Annotated in this window: 14 protein-coding genes; 8 read left to right on the top strand and 6 right to left on the bottom strand. The window is 73.1% G+C overall.

What is annotated here, in order from left to right; translation table 11 throughout:
- The first annotated feature begins 108 nt into the window (after window positions 1-108).
- From AB4880_RS14985 to pcrA, 5 genes are all read left to right on the top strand, one after another.
- Window positions 109-1,434, top strand: a complete 1,326-nt coding sequence (locus tag AB4880_RS14985; protein WP_367920021.1) for an ATP-binding protein — start codon at window positions 109-111, stop codon at window positions 1,432-1,434.
- The gene (locus AB4880_RS14980) at window positions 1,427-2,086 is read left to right on the top strand and encodes a LuxR C-terminal-related transcriptional regulator (protein ID WP_367920020.1); all 660 of its coding nucleotides are present in this window, start codon (window positions 1,427-1,429) and stop codon (window positions 2,084-2,086) included. The genes AB4880_RS14985 and AB4880_RS14980 overlap by 8 nt, the downstream gene beginning before the upstream one ends.
- On the top strand, window positions 2,083-3,009 hold the full coding sequence (locus tag AB4880_RS14975) for a M15 family metallopeptidase (protein WP_367920019.1): 927 nt from the start codon (window positions 2,083-2,085) through the stop codon (window positions 3,007-3,009). The genes AB4880_RS14980 and AB4880_RS14975 overlap by 4 nt, the downstream gene beginning before the upstream one ends.
- Window positions 3,010-3,026: 17 nt before the next feature.
- Window positions 3,027-3,386 (top strand): hypothetical protein, encoded by a 360-nt coding sequence (locus tag AB4880_RS14970; protein ID WP_367920018.1) that lies wholly within the window; start codon window positions 3,027-3,029, stop codon window positions 3,384-3,386.
- A gap of 63 nt (window positions 3,387-3,449) precedes the next feature.
- Window positions 3,450-5,876 (top strand): DNA helicase PcrA, encoded by a 2,427-nt coding sequence (pcrA, locus tag AB4880_RS14965; RefSeq protein ID WP_367920017.1) that lies wholly within the window; start codon window positions 3,450-3,452, stop codon window positions 5,874-5,876.
- Window positions 5,877-5,972: 96 nt separating this feature from the next.
- Here pcrA and AB4880_RS14960 read toward each other — a convergent pair whose 3' ends face one another.
- The gene (locus AB4880_RS14960) at window positions 5,973-7,097 is read right to left on the bottom strand and encodes a peptidoglycan DD-metalloendopeptidase family protein (RefSeq protein ID WP_367920016.1); all 1,125 of its coding nucleotides are present in this window, start codon (window positions 7,095-7,097) and stop codon (window positions 5,973-5,975) included.
- Between the two features lie 356 nt (window positions 7,098-7,453).
- Between AB4880_RS14960 and sucC the strand changes: the two genes are divergently transcribed.
- Window positions 7,454-8,620 carry an ADP-forming succinate--CoA ligase subunit beta gene (gene sucC / locus AB4880_RS14955; RefSeq protein WP_367920015.1) on the top strand — a complete coding sequence of 389 codons (1,167 nt, stop codon included), beginning with the start codon at window positions 7,454-7,456 and terminating at the stop codon, window positions 8,618-8,620.
- A 19-nt stretch (window positions 8,621-8,639) separates the two neighbouring features.
- Window positions 8,640-9,536, top strand: coding sequence for a succinate--CoA ligase subunit alpha (sucD, locus tag AB4880_RS14950; RefSeq protein ID WP_367920014.1), 897 nt, complete (start codon window positions 8,640-8,642; stop codon window positions 9,534-9,536).
- An 85-nt stretch (window positions 9,537-9,621) separates the two neighbouring features.
- On the opposite strand, the gene AB4880_RS14945 is transcribed toward sucD, so the two are convergent.
- The 5 genes from AB4880_RS14945 to AB4880_RS14925 form a co-directional block, all read right to left on the bottom strand.
- On the bottom strand, window positions 9,622-10,314 hold the full coding sequence (locus AB4880_RS14945; RefSeq protein WP_367920013.1) for a hypothetical protein: 693 nt from the start codon (window positions 10,312-10,314) through the stop codon (window positions 9,622-9,624).
- A gap of 176 nt (window positions 10,315-10,490) precedes the next feature.
- Window positions 10,491-11,972, bottom strand: a complete 1,482-nt coding sequence (locus AB4880_RS14940; RefSeq protein WP_367920012.1) for a hypothetical protein — start codon at window positions 11,970-11,972, stop codon at window positions 10,491-10,493.
- A complete protein-coding gene (locus AB4880_RS14935; protein ID WP_367920011.1) occupies window positions 11,965-12,474 on the bottom strand; it encodes an RNA polymerase sigma factor in 510 nt (169 codons plus the stop codon). Before AB4880_RS14935 ends, AB4880_RS14940 begins: the two co-directional genes overlap by 8 nt.
- A gap of 120 nt (window positions 12,475-12,594) precedes the next feature.
- On the bottom strand, window positions 12,595-14,535 hold the full coding sequence (locus tag AB4880_RS14930; RefSeq protein ID WP_367920010.1) for a sigma factor-like helix-turn-helix DNA-binding protein: 1,941 nt from the start codon (window positions 14,533-14,535) through the stop codon (window positions 12,595-12,597).
- A 76-nt stretch (window positions 14,536-14,611) separates the two neighbouring features.
- On the bottom strand, window positions 14,612-15,082 hold the full coding sequence (locus AB4880_RS14925) for an SRPBCC family protein (protein ID WP_367920009.1): 471 nt from the start codon (window positions 15,080-15,082) through the stop codon (window positions 14,612-14,614).
- 88 nt (window positions 15,083-15,170) lie between these two features.
- On the opposite strand from AB4880_RS14925, the gene AB4880_RS14920 reads away from it, so the two are divergent.
- Entirely contained in the window at window positions 15,171-16,487 is a 1,317-nt protein-coding gene (locus AB4880_RS14920; RefSeq protein ID WP_367920008.1) for a cell division protein PerM, read from the top strand.
- Window positions 16,488-16,519 lie beyond the last annotated feature (32 nt).

The raw sequence follows: 16,519 nt of genomic DNA, 5'->3' as shown, positions 1-16,519 counted from the left end.
TCGGGGACAGCCCTGATCCTGCCGCATCCCCCGGGGGTGAGCATCAGGGTCGGCTCAGGGTCCTTCCCCCTGCTGACGCGCGGGGCCCTGTGTGACGATGGATCCATCATGACCAGCACTGCGACCCTGTCGGCTCCACCGGCGCCGCCCCGCGACGTACGGCGGGCCTGGCGCGACCTGCGCGAGCCGATGATCGGCGGCGTCGCGTCCGGTCTGGCCGCCCACCTCGGCGTGCCGGTGCTCGCCGTCCGGGCCGCCTTCGTGATCGCCACGGTCGTCGGCGGCTCCGGGATCATGGCGTACGCCGCCCTGTGGGTGATGCTGCCCGCCGGGCCGCCGCCGGAGTACCTCGCGCCCGGCCTCGAGAGCGCCCTGCGCGGCGGCCGTCGTCCCGGGCGCCGGGGCCGGCGACTGTCCGACGTCGGCCCGGTGATCACGCTGGGCGTGCTCGGCATCGGCGCGGTCTTCATGATCGAGGCGCTGCTCGGCACCGGCTGGTGGCTCTGGCCGGTCGGCATCGCCGTGGTCGGCGTCGCGCTGATCTGGCGCCAGGCCGACGAGGTGCAGCGCGAGCGCTGGCTCGACGCCACCGGGCGCGTCGACCCGGTCCGGCTGGTGGTCGGCCGCGGCGGCTGGGCGGCCTGGGCGCGCATCGGCGCGGGCGTCCTCCTCATCGTGGTGGCGCTGGTGCTGTTCACGCTGCGCGACGGCTCGCTCTCGGTGGCCCGCGACGCGACGCTGGCGATCCTGCTGGCCTGCGGTGGCATCGCGATCGTGGTCGGGCCCTTCGTCTACCGGCTGATGTCCGACCTCAGCGACGAGCGCGCCGAGCGGGTGCGCACCCAGGAGCGCGCCGACGTCGCCGCCCACCTGCACGACTCGGTGCTGCAGACCCTCGCCCTGATCCAGAAGAACCCCGGCGACGCCGCCCGCCTCGCCCGCGCCCAGGAGCGCGACCTGCGGGCCTGGCTCTACGCCGGCGAGTCGCTCGACGAGGCGACCGTCGCCAGCGCGCTGCGCGCCGCGGCCGCCGAGATCGAGGACGCCTACGGCATCACCGTCGACGTCGTCGCCGTGGGCGACTGCGACTACGGCGAGCACGCCCGCCCGATCGTCCAGGCCGCGCGGGAGGCGACGACCAACGCCGCCAAGCACGCCGGCGTCCCGCGGGTCGACGTCTACGCCGAGATCACGCCCGCCGGCATCGACGTCTTCGTCCGCGACCGCGGCGTCGGCTTCGACCCGGACGCCACCCCGGAGGACCGGCTCGGCGTACGGCGCAGCATCATCGACCGCATGGAGCGTCACGGCGGACGGGCCGAGATCCGGTCCGCGCCGGGGGAGGGCACCGAGGTGCGCCTGCACCTCGACCACCATGCCGACCACCGTTCCGACCATCATGCCGACCAGACCGTGAAGGAGACCCATGAGTGAGCCGGTGCGCGTGGTCGTCGTCGACGACCACGCGATGTTCCGACGGGGCGTCAGCGCCGAGCTGGGGACGACGGGCGCGGGCCGGGTCGCCGTGGTGGCCGAGGCCGCCGACGTCGACGAGGCCGTCGCCGCGGTCGTCGCGCACCGGCCCGACGTCGTCCTCCTCGACGTGCACCTGCCCGGGGGCGGCGGCGTCGAGGTGATCCGCCGCGTCAACGACTCCGACGTCCGCTTCCTCGCGCTCTCGGTCTCCGACGCCGCCGAGGACGTCATCGGCACCATCCGCGGCGGCGCCCGCGGCTATGTCACCAAGACCATCACCGGCCCCGAGCTCGTCGACGCGATCGCCCGGGTCGCCGACGGCGACGCCGTCTTCTCCCCGCGCCTGGCCGGCTTCGTCCTCGACGCCTTCGCCGGCGCCGGGCTCTCCGCCGACCTCGCCAGCGTCGACGAGGACCTCGACCGGCTCACCGAGCGCGAGCGCGAGGTGATGCGCCTGATCGCCCGCGGCTACTCCTACAAGGAGGTCGCCAAGGAGCTCTTCATCTCCATCAAGACCGTCGAGACGCACATGTCGTCGGTGCTGCGCAAGCTGCAGCTGTCCTCGCGTCACGAGCTGACCCGATGGGCCTCGGACCGGCGGCTGCTGTGAGGCCGGTCGCCGCGCTGCTCGCGGCGACGCTGGTTCCGGCGATGCTGCTCGCCGGGTGTGGGCAGACGGCGGCGCCGAGCGGGCAGCCGGCGCCCGCGCCCGTCTCGAGCTCGCCGGCGCCCAGTACGCCGGCCCCGCCGCCGAGCAGCAGCCCTGCCACGAGCACGTCGAGCCCGAGCACGTCGACCCCGAGCGCGCCGGCGAGCGACGGCCCGTCGTACTCGGCGTGGCAGCTCGGCGTGCACGTGCTGCCCCGGACGGCCCAGGGCTTCGGCGAGATCCTGCCGACCCCCAAGGCGCTGCGCGTGCGGCGCTACCCGACGACCGACCGGCTCCCGCCGCCCGCCGACGGCCGGTTCCACTCCAGCATCGGGCCGGTGACCGCCGCGATCCGGCAGCGGATGGGAGAGTCCTGGTCACCCGCGTGCCCGGTCGGGCTGGCCGATCTGGCCTATGTCACCGTCTCCTTCCGGGGCTTCGACGGCAAGGCCCACACCGGCGAGCTGGTGCTCGCGCGCAGCCGGGCGGCCGACGTGGTGTCGGTGTTCCGTGCGCTCTTCGCGGCCGACTACCCGATCGAGGAGATGCGGCTGCCGACGACCGCCGACCTCGAGGCGCCGCCCACCGGCGACGGCAACGACACCGCCGCGCTGGTCTGTCGCGCGACGCGGGGGACGACGGCGTGGTCGGCGCACGCCTACGGGCTGGCGATCGACGTCAACCCGTTCCTCAACCCCTATCACAAGGGCGACCTGGTGCTGCCCGAGCGCGCGTCGGCGTACCTCGACCGGACGCGCACCCAGCCCGGGATCATCCACCCCGGCGACCTGATCGTGCGCGAGTTCGCGCGGATCGGCTGGAGCTGGGGCGGCGCGTGGACGTCGCTGCAGGACTACCAGCACTTCACCGCCACCGGACGCTGACCGCTAGGGTGCGGGCCATGGAGACCCTGCGCCTGATCCTGCTCATCCTCCACATCCTGGGCTTCTCGGCCCTGATCGGCGGCCTGCTCGCGCAGATCGGCCCGGGGGAGAAGAAGGTCACCGGCGTGATGCGCGACGGCGTGGGGACGGCGTTCCTCGCGGGCCTGCTGCTCGTCGGCGTCCTCGAGGGCACCGACGGCGTCACCGTCAACCACGCCAAGATCGCGGTCAAGCTCGTGATCGGCCTCGTCCTGCTGGTCCTGGTGATGGCCAACCTGCGCAAGCCGAAGATCCCCAACGGGCTGTGGGCGGGCCTGCTCGCGCTGTCCGTGGCCGAGGTCTGCATCGCCGTCCTGTGGTCGCCCGTCCACAGCTGATCGTCGCCGGCTGACCGCGCCGAGAGGTACGGCGTCGGTGCGACGCCGTACCCTGGACGGAGCATGACTACGACGCCCACGGCACTCACCGCAGAGACGCTCCTCGAGGGGCTCAACGACCCGCAACAGCAGGCAGTCCGGCACGAGGGCGTCCCGCTCCTCGTGGTGGCCGGCGCCGGCTCCGGCAAGACCCGGGTGCTCACCCGGCGGATCGCGTGGTTGATCGCGGTCCGCAAGGCCCACCCGGGCTCGATCCTCGCGATCACCTTCACCAACAAGGCCGCGGCCGAGATGAAGGAGCGGGTCAGCGAGCTGGTCGGCAACCGGGCGCGGATGATGTGGGTCAGCACCTTCCACTCCTCGTGCGTGCGGATCCTGCGCAAGGAGGTCGAGCACCTCGGCTACGAGCGGCTGAAGTCGAACTTCTCGATCTACGACGCCCAGGACCAGAAGCGGCTCATCCAGCTGGTCTGCAGCGACATGGAGCTCGACCCGCGCCGCTTCCAGCCGGGGCCGATCCTGCACTGGATCAGCAACCACAAGAACGAGCTCCGCGGCCCCGACGAGGTCGCCGCCGAGGCGCGCAACTCGATCGACGAGACCTACGCCGCGGCGTACAAGTCCTATCAGCGGCGGCTGCGCGAGGCCAACGCCGTCGACTTCGACGACCTGATCATGGAGACGGTCCGGCTGTTCCAGCTGAAGCCGGAGATCCGCGAGACCTACCGGCGGCGGTTCCGGCACATCCTGGTCGACGAGTACCAGGACACCAACCACGCGCAGTACGCGCTCATCCACCAGCTCTGCGGCCAGGACCTCGAGGAGCACGACCCGACGACGCTCGACGGGCTGCCGGCCGACCGGGTGCCGCCCGCCGAGCTGATGGTGGTCGGTGACGCCGACCAGTCGATCTACGCCTTCCGCGGCGCCGACATCCGCAACATCATGGACTTCGAGAAGGACTTCCCGGACGCCCGGACGATCCTGCTCGAGCAGAACTACCGCTCGACCCAGACCATCCTCACCGCCGCCAACGCGGTCATCGAGCGCAACGAGGGGCGCAAGCCGAAGCGGCTGTGGTCCGACGCCGGCGACGGCGAGAAGATCGTCGGCTACGTCGCCGACACCGAGCACGACGAGGCGCGCTTCGTCTCCACCGAGATCGACGCGCTGACCGACCAGGGGCTCAAGCCCTCCGACGTCGCCGTCTTCTACCGGACCAACGCGCAGTCGCGGGTGTTCGAGGAGATCTTCATCCGCACCGGCCTGCCCTACAAGGTCGTCGGCGGTGTCCGCTTCTACGAGCGGCGCGAGATCCGTGACGCGCTCGCCTACCTGCGGATGCTGGTCAACCCCGACGACCAGGTGTCGCTGCGCCGGATCCTCAACACCCCCAAGCGCGGCATCGGCGACCGCGCCGTCCTCGCGATCACGATGTTCGCCGACCGCGAGCGGATCACCTTCTGGGAGGCGCTGCAGCGCGCCGCCGAGGCGCCCGGTCTGGCCACGCGCAGCCAGACCAATATCGAGGGCTTCGTCGCCATGGTCGTCGAGCTGCAGCAGATGGTCGCGGCCGGTGAGCGGCCCGACGTCGTCCTGGAGACGGTGCTCGACCGCTCCGGCTACCTCGCCAGCCTCGAGGGATCCGACGACCCGCAGGACGCCACCCGCGTCGAGAACCTGGGCGAGCTCGTCGCCGTCGCGCGCGAGTTCGCCGAGGACCCCGTCGCCGCGCCGTCCGCCGACCCCGCCGACGTCGACGCCGGCCTGGTCGAGCCCGGCCTCGCCGACTTCCTCGAGCGGGTCGCCCTCGTCGCCGACTCCGACCAGATCCCCGACGCGCCCGCCGATGACGCAGCCGACCCCGACGCGCCCGAGGACCAGGGCGTGGTCACGTTGATGACGCTGCACACGGCCAAGGGCCTGGAGTTCCCGGTCGTCTTCCTCACCGGCCTCGAGGACGGCGTCTTCCCGCACTCCCGTGCGCTCGGCGACAAGCCCGAGCTCGAGGAGGAGCGGCGCCTGGCCTACGTCGGCATCACCCGCGCCCGCCAGCGCCTCTACATCTCGCGCGCCGTCGTCCGCTCGGCCTGGGGCGCACCCGCCCACAACCCGGGCTCGCGCTTCCTCGGCGAGCTCCCCATCGACCTCGTCGACTGGCGCCGTACCGAGGCCGACCAGACCCGCTGGACCCGGCCGTCGTACGGCTCCTCGGACGACTACTCCGGCAACCGCCTCGGCGCCCCCAACGCCGCCGGCCGCCGCAACTTCAGCTCCGCCGCCGCGCGCGCCGACGCCGCCGCCAAGTCGAAGCCGTCGCGTCCGATTCCCGTGCTCGCACCGGGCGACAAGGTCACGCACGACTCGTTCGGGCTGGGCACCGTCGTCGCGGTCGAGGGGGCCGCGGAGAAGTCGGTCGCGTCGATCGACTTCGGGTCGGACGGGGTGAAGCGGCTGCTGCTGCGGTATGCGCCGGTGGAGAAGCTGTAGCCGCGTCGTACCGGACGTATCGGTCGCGGAACAGCCGACATCGCGACCGAGACGTCCGGTACGACGGTGCCGCGGGGTCGGGAGGCTCGGGAGTGACTACGGCGTGACGCCGTGCTGCCGGAGGGCAGCGTCGGGGTCGACCGGGTCGCCGCCGCCGGGGCGGACCTCGACGTGCAGGTGCGGGCCGGTGACGTGGCCGGTGCCGCCGACGTAGCCGATCAGGTCGCCGGCGCGGACCTTGTCGCCCACCGAGACGTTGAAGGCGCTCTGGTGGCAGAACCACAGCTCGGTGCCGTCGTCGAGGGTGAGCACGGTCTTGTTGCCGTAGGCGCCGTCGAAGCTGGCGGAGGTGACCACGCCGTTGGTGATGGCGTGGATCGGGGTGCCGGTGGGGGCCGCGAAGTCGAGACCGGTGTGGTAGTGCGACCACAGGCCGTACTCGCCGAAGCGCGCGGTGAGGTGGTAGGCGCCCGGGGCGATGGGGAGGACCCACCGGTTGAGGGCGATCTCGGCGGCTTCCTTCTCGGCGGCCTGCGCGAGGTTGCCGAGGGCGCTGGTGCGCTCGGCGGCGGACCGCTCGGCCTCGGCGACGAGGTCGGTGCCGGCGGCCTGGGCGAGGGTGTCGCGGTCGGAGTCGCGGCTCACGGTCTCGCCGCGGGTGCCGACGGAGGCGTTGCCGAACGAGCCGGTCAGCGCGTTGGCGGCGGTGACGTGGTCGGACGCCGACGCGAGCTGCGGGTCGGCCGAGGTGACGACGCCGGTGACGGCGATCGCGAGGGTCGCGACGCCGGCGGCGACGGGCAGGGTCGGGAGGCCGCGGAAGAGCGGGCCGCGGGAGCCGGCGTGCTTGACGGCGCGGCGCTTGCCACCGCCGGCCGGTACGGCGCGCAGCCCGGCCGAGGAGTCGGTCAGCAGGTCGGGCGCGGGGATGTCGCGCAGCGCGGGCAGCTCGACCGTCGGCGCGCGGTCGACGACCGGAGCGGTCACGACCGGGGCGATCACGACGGGAGCCTCGACGGTGGGCGCCTCGAAGGCGGGAGCCGTGGGGATCTCGGGGGAGGCGGCTGGGCGGGCGGCTCGCTTGCCGACGTACGACGACGTGGTGGCGGGGGCTTCGGTCTCGACCCGCTGGGCGACCCGCTTGCCGACGTAGGCGGAGCCCGAGTCAGGGGTCGTCGTGGCGGGTCGCGGCGCGCGGTGATCCGCTCGGTGGCTACCCATCGACTGCTGACTCTCCTTGGGGGGACGATTCGTGCAGGCCCGTTTCGCCCGCACCTTCTCGTCCGAGGCGCCCGAGTGGCTCCGACCGAGGTGGCCGCCGGATGGCGACCGGGTGAAACATGCGTAAGGACCATAGCCGATGCCCGGACCGCCCCGAAATCGACCGTCCCGCCTGATGAGGACGGCCGGCCGGCAGATGCGGGCGGCCAGGCGGGTGCCGCACTGACCCGCGACGGCGCGTGACGCCTGTCACGAAGTCGCCTCCGGTCTCGTCCTACTGGTGGGTCAGGACTATCGTGCCCGGGGGTGTGCCGCTGTGCGCACCGAACCTCTGACCCAGATGTGAGGACGTATCAGTGGACCTGATGGAGTACCAAGCGAAGGAGCTCTTCGCGAAGCATGGTGTCGCCACCACGCTCGGCACGGTCGTCGAGACGGCCGAAGAGGCCAAGGCCGCGGCGGAGCAGATCGGCGGCGTGACCGTGATCAAGGCTCAGGTCAAGGCCGGCGGCCGTGGCAAGGCCGGCGGCGTGAAGCTCGCGAAGACGCCCGACGAGGCGTTCGAGCACGCGTCGAACATCCTCGGCATGGAGATCAAGGGCCTCACGGTCAACCGCGTCCTGGTGACGCCGGCGACCCCGCCGGAGGAGGAGTACTACTTCTCCTTCCTGCTGGACCGCTCCAACCGCCAGTACCTCTGCATCGCGTCGGTCGAGGGTGGTGTCGAGATCGAGGAGGTCGCGAAGACCAACCCCGACGCCGTCAAGCAGATCGGCATCGACCCCGGCAAGGGCGTCGACGCCGCGAAGGCCCGTGAGATCGCCACCGAGGCGAAGTTCCCCGAGGCCGTCTTCGAGCAGGCCGTCGAGATGATCGAGGCCCTCTACAAGGTCTTCGTCGAGGAGGACGCGACCCTCGTCGAGGTCAACCCGCTCGCCCGCCTCGCCGGCGACAAGCTCGAGGCGCTCGACGGCAAGGTGTCGCTCGACGACAACGCCTCCGAGGTCCGCCACCCCGACCACGAGGAGTTCGAGATCCGTGAGGAGGCCGACCCGCTCGAGGCGAAGGCCAAGGACCTCGGTCTCAACTACGTCAAGCTCGACGGCCAGGTCGGCATCATCGGCAACGGCGCGGGTCTCGTCATGAGCACCCTCGACGTCGTCGCGTACGCCGGTGAGAACCACGGCGGCGTCAAGCCCGCCAACTTCCTCGACATCGGTGGCGGCGCCAACGCGCAGGTCATGGCCAACGGCCTCGACGTGATCCTGAACGACGAGCAGGTCAAGTCCGTGTTCGTCAACGTCTTCGGCGGCATCACCGCGTGCGACGAGGTCGCCAACGGCATCAAGGGCGCGCTCGAGCTGCTCGGCGACAAGGCCACCAAGCCGCTCGTCGTCCGCCTCGACGGCAACAACGTCGAGCAGGGCCGCGCGATCCTCAACGAGCTGAACCACCCGCTCGTGACGCAGGTCGACACCATGGACGGCGCGGCCGACAAGGCCGCCGAGCTGGCGAACGCCTGAGATAGAGAGCGATAGAACAATGAGCATCTACCTCAACAAGGACAGCAAGATCATCGTCCAGGGCATCACCGGCGGCATGGGTGCCAAGCACACCGCCCTGATGCTCGACTCGGGCGCCCAGATCGTCGGTGGCGTCAACGCCCGCAAGGCCGGCACCACCGTGACCCACAAGGACGCCGCGGGCGCCGACGTGGAGCTCCCGGTCTTCGGCACCGTCGCGGAGGCGATCAAGGAGACCGGCGCCAACGTGTCCGTGCTCTTCGTCCCGCCGGCGTTCACCAAGGACGCCGCGATCGAGGCCATCGACGCCGAGATGCCGCTGATCGTGGTCATCACCGAGGGTGTGCCGGTCCAGGACACCGCCGAGGTGTGGTCCTACCTGCAGGGCAAGTCCACCCGGATGATCGGCCCCAACTGCCCCGGCATCATCACGCCGGGCGAGTCGCTGGCCGGCATCACGCCGCACACCATCGCGGGCAAGGGCCCGGTCGGTCTCGTGTCGAAGTCGGGCACGCTGACCTACCAGATGATGTACGAGCTGCGTGACTTCGGCTTCTCGACCGCCATCGGCATCGGCGGCGACCCGATCGTCGGCACCACGCACATCGACGCGCTCCAGGCCTTCGAGGAGGACCCGGAGACCTCGGTGATCGTGATGATCGGCGAGATCGGCGGCGACGCCGAGGAGCGGGCGGCCGACTACATCAAGGCCAACATCACCAAGCCGGTCGTCGGCTACGTCGCGGGCTTCACCGCCCCCGAGGGCAAGACCATGGGCCACGCCGGCGCCATCGTCTCCGGCTCCGCGGGCACCGCCCAGGCGAAGAAGGACGCGCTCGAGGCCGTCGGCGTCAAGGTCGGCAAGACGCCGTCCGAGACCGCCGCGCTGGCTCGGGAGATCCTGCAGTCGCTGTGACGCACTGAGCACGAAGCGAAGGCCCGCCACCCCCACGGTGGCGGGCCTTCGTCGATTTCATGACGCAAGAGCCGTCCGGACCGGCTCAGAGGCGTGCCGCCGCCTTCGGCAGCATCCGCTCGACCGGCGTCCCGCCGAGGAAGTCGTAGTCCTGGCCCACGACGACCGACGTCAGCACGACGACCCGGTCGCCCTTGCGGACCACGCCGGTCTCCACGAGGTAGGCGGCGTCGCCGTTCGGGTCGACCTCCTTCGGCACCGGGCCGACGTGGGCCTCGGTGATCACCGCGTCGGTCTCGGGGATCGCGACCTTGCGCGTCTGCAGCGTCCGGTACGACGTCAGGTCGGCCGGCCGCGCCGCGCACTCCTCGAGCCAGCCGTTGATCGTGGTCCAGGCCCGGGTGGCGGCGGCCTCGTCGTCGTACTGTCCGACGACCTCGACCAGGTAGTCACCGGTCACCTCGGGCGCGCCGGCGCCGGAGTTGCGCAGCTCGTAGTCGGCGCGGACCACGGTGGTCGCGCCGGTGCCGGTCAGGCTCTGCGCGGCGCAGGGGTTGAAGGCGTCCTGGCCGTCGCCCTCGCCGGAGCCGGTGCGGAACCAGTCGGCGCCGGAGTCGTACTCGGTCTCGGAGTCGGTCAGCAGCGTCTCGGTCGAGAGTGCCGGCCGCGGGGCGCCGGCGGCGGGGGCGCCGCCGTCGCGGGCGGCGGCGTCGCCGCTGCAGCCGGAGAGGACGAGGGCGGGCGTCGCGAGCAGGGCCGCGGCGAGGAGAAGCTTCATGGCGGTGTCTCTTTCTCGGGGTGGAGGGGGCATCGAGGGGTCGTCGAGGAGGAGTCGTGTGCCTGAGAACCCGCGTACACGCGTTCTCAGGCACACGACTCGGCGCGGAGCGCGGGACGTGGTGCGGGCGAGGGAGGGAGAGTCAGAGAGAGTGAGGCGGGGAGGGGAGGCTGCGGCTAGAGCGTCGGCAGCTGGGCGACCGGCTCGGCGGCGTCGTCGAGCAGGCTGCCCGCGGTGGTCGCGATGTCGCCCTGCGGGTCGGCCGCGCCGCCCTCGTTGCCGGCGGTGAGGATGAGTACGGTGTGGCCGCTGCGGATGACGTAGTCGACGCCGAGCGCCGGCACGTGCGAGCCCTGGTAGGTGTACCAGGTGCCGATCACCCAGGACTCGTCGCCGGCCGTGCCGTCCTGGACGACGTGGTGCGGCGTCTGGCCGCTGTCGTCGGCCGGCTCCTCGGGGCAGGCCCGGTGGGCCTCCACGACGGCCTTCGCGGCGGCCACGGCGTCCGCCTCGGTGGCGTAGACGGAGAGCTGGCGGCCACGGCCGTCCTCGGGCTCCTGCCAGCTGGCGATCATCCGGTCGACCGGCGCGGGGGAGTCGGGGACGTCGGCGCCGCACACCGACCAGGTGAACGCGGGCAGGTCGCGGGCCGGGCCGGCGGTGCTGCCGTCGCCGTCGATCTCCGGCCAGCCGGCGGCCAGCGGGAAGTCGTCGGGGATGGCGGTCGCACCGACGCCGCCCGAGCTCGGCGTCGGCGGGTTCGAGGTGTCCGGCGAGGGGTTGCCGGGCAGGTCGGCGCCGGGCAGCAGCCGCGCGGCCGCCTTCGGGACCATCCGCTCGACCGGCGTGCCGCCGTCCTCGGGCAGGAAGTTGTAGTCGGACCCGACGACCACCGAGTCGATGACCGCGAGCCGGTCGCCGACCAGCACCAGGCCGGTCTCGCCGATGAACTTCGAGATCCCGTCGGCCAGGTTGTCCGGCAGCGGCCCGTACTGGCTCTCGATGATGGTCGCCTCGCCGTCCGGGACGGCGGGGTCGGCCGAGCGCGGGTCGAAGGTCCGGTAGTCGGGGTAGCCCTGGCCCTTGGCCCGCGGCCCGCAGTTCTGCACCCACGCCACGACCTGGTTGTAGGCCTTGCGGGCGGCGGCCGGGCTCGGGAAGGCCGCGACCGTCTCCTGCAGGAAGCTGCCCGCGGCGGGGCCGGCGGGAGCGTCCGGCAGGGTGCCGCGCAGCTCGAAGGTGCGGCCGAAGGTCGCCGTCGCGCCGAGGCCGGTCATGCTCTGCTCGGCGCACAGCTGGAAGCTCGCCTGCCCGTCGCCCTCGAAGGTGCCGGTCGCGAACCAGTCGTTGCCCTGGCCGTAGACGGTGTCGCCGTCGGTGAGCAGGTCGGCCTGGCTGAGCGCCCGGGTCGGGTCGTTGGTGATCAGGTCGTCGCGGTCGCTGCGGGCGGAGCCGTGGGTGAGGGTCAGGACCGGCACCGTGATGGCGGCGACGGCGAGGGCGGCGGCACCCGCGACCAGGGCGGTACGCCGGCGGCGGATCTGGTCCCCGCGACGTCGTACGTCGGCTGCCGTCCGCGGCATCTCGCCACCTCCTCCGGCCTGGAAGCCGGCTCCGAACCGCGCGAGGTCCTCGATCGGGTCGTGCTGCTCAGGCATGGGTCACCCCTCCTCCCGCGAGGCCGGTCTCGTCGGCCAGCAGTGTGGCGAGCGCCGCGCGTCCCCGGCTGAGCCGGGCCTTGATGGTTCCTTCGGGAACGCCGACCTCGGCCGCCACCTGCTGCACGGGGAGGTCGGCGATGTGGTGGAGGACGAGCGCTTGGCGCTGCGCCTCCGGGAGCTGCTTGAGGGCCGCGACGAGCGCGACGTGCGACTCGTCGACGGCGGCGGCGACGCCGAGGTCCTGCAGCGCGCGGTCGGGGGAGCGCTCACCGCGCTTGCGGCGGCGCCAGCGGCTGACGGCCAGCCGGTACGCCGTCGTCCGCACCCACGCCTCGGGGTACTCCGCCCGGTCCAGCTTGCGGCGGTGGGCCCAGGCCCGGGCGAACGCCTCCTGGGTGCACTCGGTCGCCTCGTCGAGGTCGCCGATCATGGCGTACACCTGTCCGGTGACCCGGCGGAACGACGCTGCGTAGAACTCGTCGAACTCTGCGGCTTCCACGTCGTACCTCCTCTCGACCGAACAGGTCCCGGTGCGGGACTCTCGGGAGGGATACGCCGGGAGCGGGAGGTCGGTTGCACCGATCCCGGATCTTTTTCCGAGGCCTTCGTGAGCGTCCCGCTAGGGAGCGTAGGGCTCCATCAGGGCCAGCCGCTCGAGGGAGCGCCGGGCGAGGGCGACGAAGTCGGCGTTGGTGATCCGGGCGCGCGGGGACGCGACGTAGACGAGCACCGAGACGGACGTGCCGCGGCGCAGCACCGCGACGTCGTACTCGACGGTGCGGTTGCCGGGCAGGGCCGTGCTCAGGTGCCACGCGGAGAGCGTGTCCTTGTCGTGGGCGAGCTCCTCGACGTCGGTTCCGGCGGTGGCGTCGAGGTCGGGGCAGGCGCCCATCTGCTCGCGGAAGCGCTGGAGGAAGCCGCGCGCCGACGCGGTCGGCAGCGAGCCGACGGTCTGGGTGAGGCCGACCTCGGGCGGAAGCTGCGGGTTGTTGACCACGAAGGTCCGGAACTGGTTGCCCTGGACCGACTGGCCGCGGAAGCTGCCGAACAGGTGCACGGTCGAGCAGCCGACCGCGCCGCTGTCGATCCGGTCCTCGCCGAGCTTGGCGGCGGGGGTGCCGACCCACGGTCCCTGGTCGGTCACCAGCGGGGGCAGGTCGATCTCGGAGAGCAGCCACGCCACCGCCCCGGTCCGGTACGGCGCCCGCGGGGTCGCCTTCGGCTTCGGGGTCGCGCAGGCGCCGCCGTCGGGCAGCGCGCACAGCTGCTCGACCGAGCCGGCGAGCAGGCGGGCCACGCCGGTGCGGGTGGCGGGGTTGGACGGCTGGGTGTCGGTGAGCGAGGTGACGGTCGTGTACTGGCCGGTGCGCGCGACGCCCACGACGTACGAGGTCCGGTCGCCGCGCGAGCGCAGCGTCAGCAGCGCCGACTGGTCGCCGACGCCGGCCAGCGACGAGGTGCTGAGCAGCTGGATCCGCAGCGGGGCGGCGTCCTTCTCGGCGGGCGTCGGGCAGGTGGCGAACCAGCGCAGCGCCCGGCGGTAGGTGCGCACCGCACGCGGCTCGGCGGAGGAGGCCTCCGCCAGCTGGACGACGGTCCGCGGCGCCTTGGGCCGGGTGCTGTCGCGGAAGCTGCGGACCCAGGCGGCGGTGCCCTGCGGGTCGGCGTACCGCTCCGCCTGGCAGGGAAGGACCAGCCCGTTTCCGGAGGAGTTGTCGGAGGTGGTGCCCTCCTGCCAGCGCTTGCCCGGCAGCTGCTGCTGGACCGACGCGACGGTCAGCAGGGCGCTGTCGGGCAGGGTCGCCGTCGGCATCTTCGGTGGGTGCGGCGCGGTGGCGGCCGGGCGCCCCTCGCGGTCGAGCGTGGGCCGGACGCCGGTGGCGTCGTGGGCGACCGCGCCGCCCGCGACGAGCGCGACGACGGCGGCCGCGCCGCCGAGGACGGTGTGCGCGCGGCGCCGGGCTGCGCCGGCGCGGCGGATGATCGTGACCCGGGGCCAGGTGGCCGAGCGGACGGCGTCGCCGAGCGAGCTCAGCGACAACGGGATCGCGGACGTCGGCAGCGCGAGCTGGGTGGCGAACTGGGCCGCGCCCTGCTGGAGCTCGCGCTCGGCGGCCTCGACCGGCAGCCCGATCTCCTGCGCCATCTCGTCCATGGACACGGCGGCGAGCTGGGTGAGGAGCAGCGCCTTGCGCTGCACGACGGGCAGCGCGGCGAGCGCGTCGAGGATCGCGCGGCTGCGCTCGTCGATGTCCTTCTTGCGGTGCCAGGGCCGGTGGCTCGCCCGCCGCAGCGCCTTGCGCCAGGCGTCGGGCCGGACCGCCATCTCGGGGTCGTCGAGCCGGCCGGTCTTGCGCCAGTGGTGCCACGAGACGACGTACGCCTCCCGGACCGCGCTGCGCGCCACCGCGAGGTCGCCGGTCAGCGCGAACGTCTGCAGCAGCAGGCGCTCGCGGGTGTCCTTGTAGAAGGCGTCGAAGCTCGCTGCGAGGTCCGCGTGGCTGACGTACGCGGACCGTGGCTGCGCGCTGCTGTGGCTCTCGGGGGCGTCCGCGGTCATGACCGGGACACCGTACGACGACGCGCAACCCCGTCCGGAATCACGGGTCGGCCGCGGACGGCGTGTCCGGCGGACCTCAGGCCTCGAGCGTGGTGCGCAGCCAGGTGTTCCTGGTCACGATCAGCCGCTCCAGGTAGCGGCCGAGCGCGAGCCGGTCGACGGCGGCGCCGAGCGGGCCGAGCGGGCCGAGCGGGCCGAGCGGGGAGGCGAAGGCGATCAGGTCGGTCATCAGCGTGCCGCCGTCGGGCTGCTCGTCGAAGAGGTGCTCATGGCGCCAGCGGCCGAACGGGCCGCGGACCTGCTCGTCGACGAAGCGCCGCGGCGCGTCGTACGCGGTGATGGCGACGGTCATCGTGAAGGGCACGCCGAAGTGGACCGCGTGCCAGGTGACGCGCTCGCCGAGCTCGAGCCGCCCGGAGGTGCGGCCGCCGACCGCCCGCTCGCCCGCGTCGCCCATCGAGGCGGTGTGGGCGTCGACCGAGAGGGAGAGGTCGAAGCAGGCCCGGGGCGGCGCGGCGATCCGGGTCTCCAGGCGCAGGGTCGGCATGTCAGGACCGTAACGGTCCCCACAGTCCGGGGCCCGTCCGGCGTGGCGAGCCGGGAGGGAGGCGCGGGCGCGTGAAGATGGACGGACCATGACGTCGTTGCAGTCCCCGCCGTCGCGCCGTACCGGATCGGGTCGCGGATCCGCCCGGTCCGACGCCGACCTGCGCCGCGACCTCGCCACCACCCGGCCGCTGGTGCCGACGGCGACCATCGGCGGCGCGATTGCCGCGGGCGGTCCGCTGCTCGTGTGCCTGGCCCTGGCCGTCGTGGGCTGGTTCCTCACCGACGCCGGCGGCGCCGGCAGCCCGAGCGGCGCGCTGCGCGTCGGCGCCCACGGCTGGCTGGTCGCGCACGGCTCGACGGTCGCGGTCGAGGGGATCCGGCTCACCGCCATCCCGCTCGGCCTCACCCTGATCTGCGCGTGGACGACCTGGCGGGTCGGACACCGGGTCGGGGAGTCGATCTCCGGCCACGGCCCCGACGCCGACCGGATCGCCGACGGCGCCCGGGACTGGACCGTGCCGCTCGCCGCGGCCCTCTTCACCGTCGGCTACGCCGTCGTCGGCGTCCTCACCTGCTCCGTCGCGGCCACGGCCGCGTCGACGCCGTCCTCGGCCCGGGTCGTGCTCTGGTCGATCGTCCTCGGCGCGGGCGTCGGCGCACCGGCGATCGCCTACGGCTCCGGTCGCGCCTCGATCTGGCTGCCGAGCGTGCCCGCGATGGTGCGCGACGTCCTGCTCGTCGCGCGCCGGATCCTCGGTCTGTGGGCGCTGGCCTGCCTGGTCGCGCTGGTCGCGGCGTTCGTCCTCGACTTCTCGACGGCGGCCAACGTGGTCTCGCAGCTGCACGCCGACGCGGGCGGCGTCCTGCTGATGACCGTGCTGACCCTGCTCGTGCTGCCCAACGCGCTGCTGTTCTCGAGCGCCTACCTGCTCGGCCCCGGCTTCACCGTCGGCGCCGGCACCACCGTCTCCACGACCGCTGTCGTGCTCGGGCCGCTGCCGATGTTCCCGCTGCTCGCCGCGCTGCCCGACCAGGGCGCGCAGCCGTGGTGGACCGACTGGCTGATGCTCAGCCCGGTGCTCATCGCGCTGTACGTCGCCGGGCGGGTCCAGCGCGACCGCCCGACGCTCGCGTGGGACCAGGCCGCGATCCGCGGCTGCGCGGGCGGCATCACCGCGGGCGTGCTGCTGACCCTGCTGACCGCCTTCGCCGGTGGGGCCGTCGGCCCGGGCCGGATGCGCGACGTCGGTCCCTACACCTTCGACGTGCTGCTCCACTCGATCACCTCCTTCGGCATCGGCGGGGTCGTCGGCGCGGTGGTGGTCTGCTGGTGGCAGCGCGACGCCGACTCATGGGTGCGTGTGCGGCTTGCAGGTCTGGGCCGAGCGCGTCTCCGGCGCTGAGGAGGCAGCAAGCTGCCGGAGGTGCGCCTCCC

Origin of the sequence: Nocardioides ginsengisoli (assembly GCF_039537225.1) — a bacterium.
GTDB lineage: Bacteria > Actinomycetota > Actinomycetes > Propionibacteriales > Nocardioidaceae > Nocardioides > Nocardioides ginsengisoli.
This window is presented reverse-complemented; position numbering and strand designations above follow the sequence as displayed.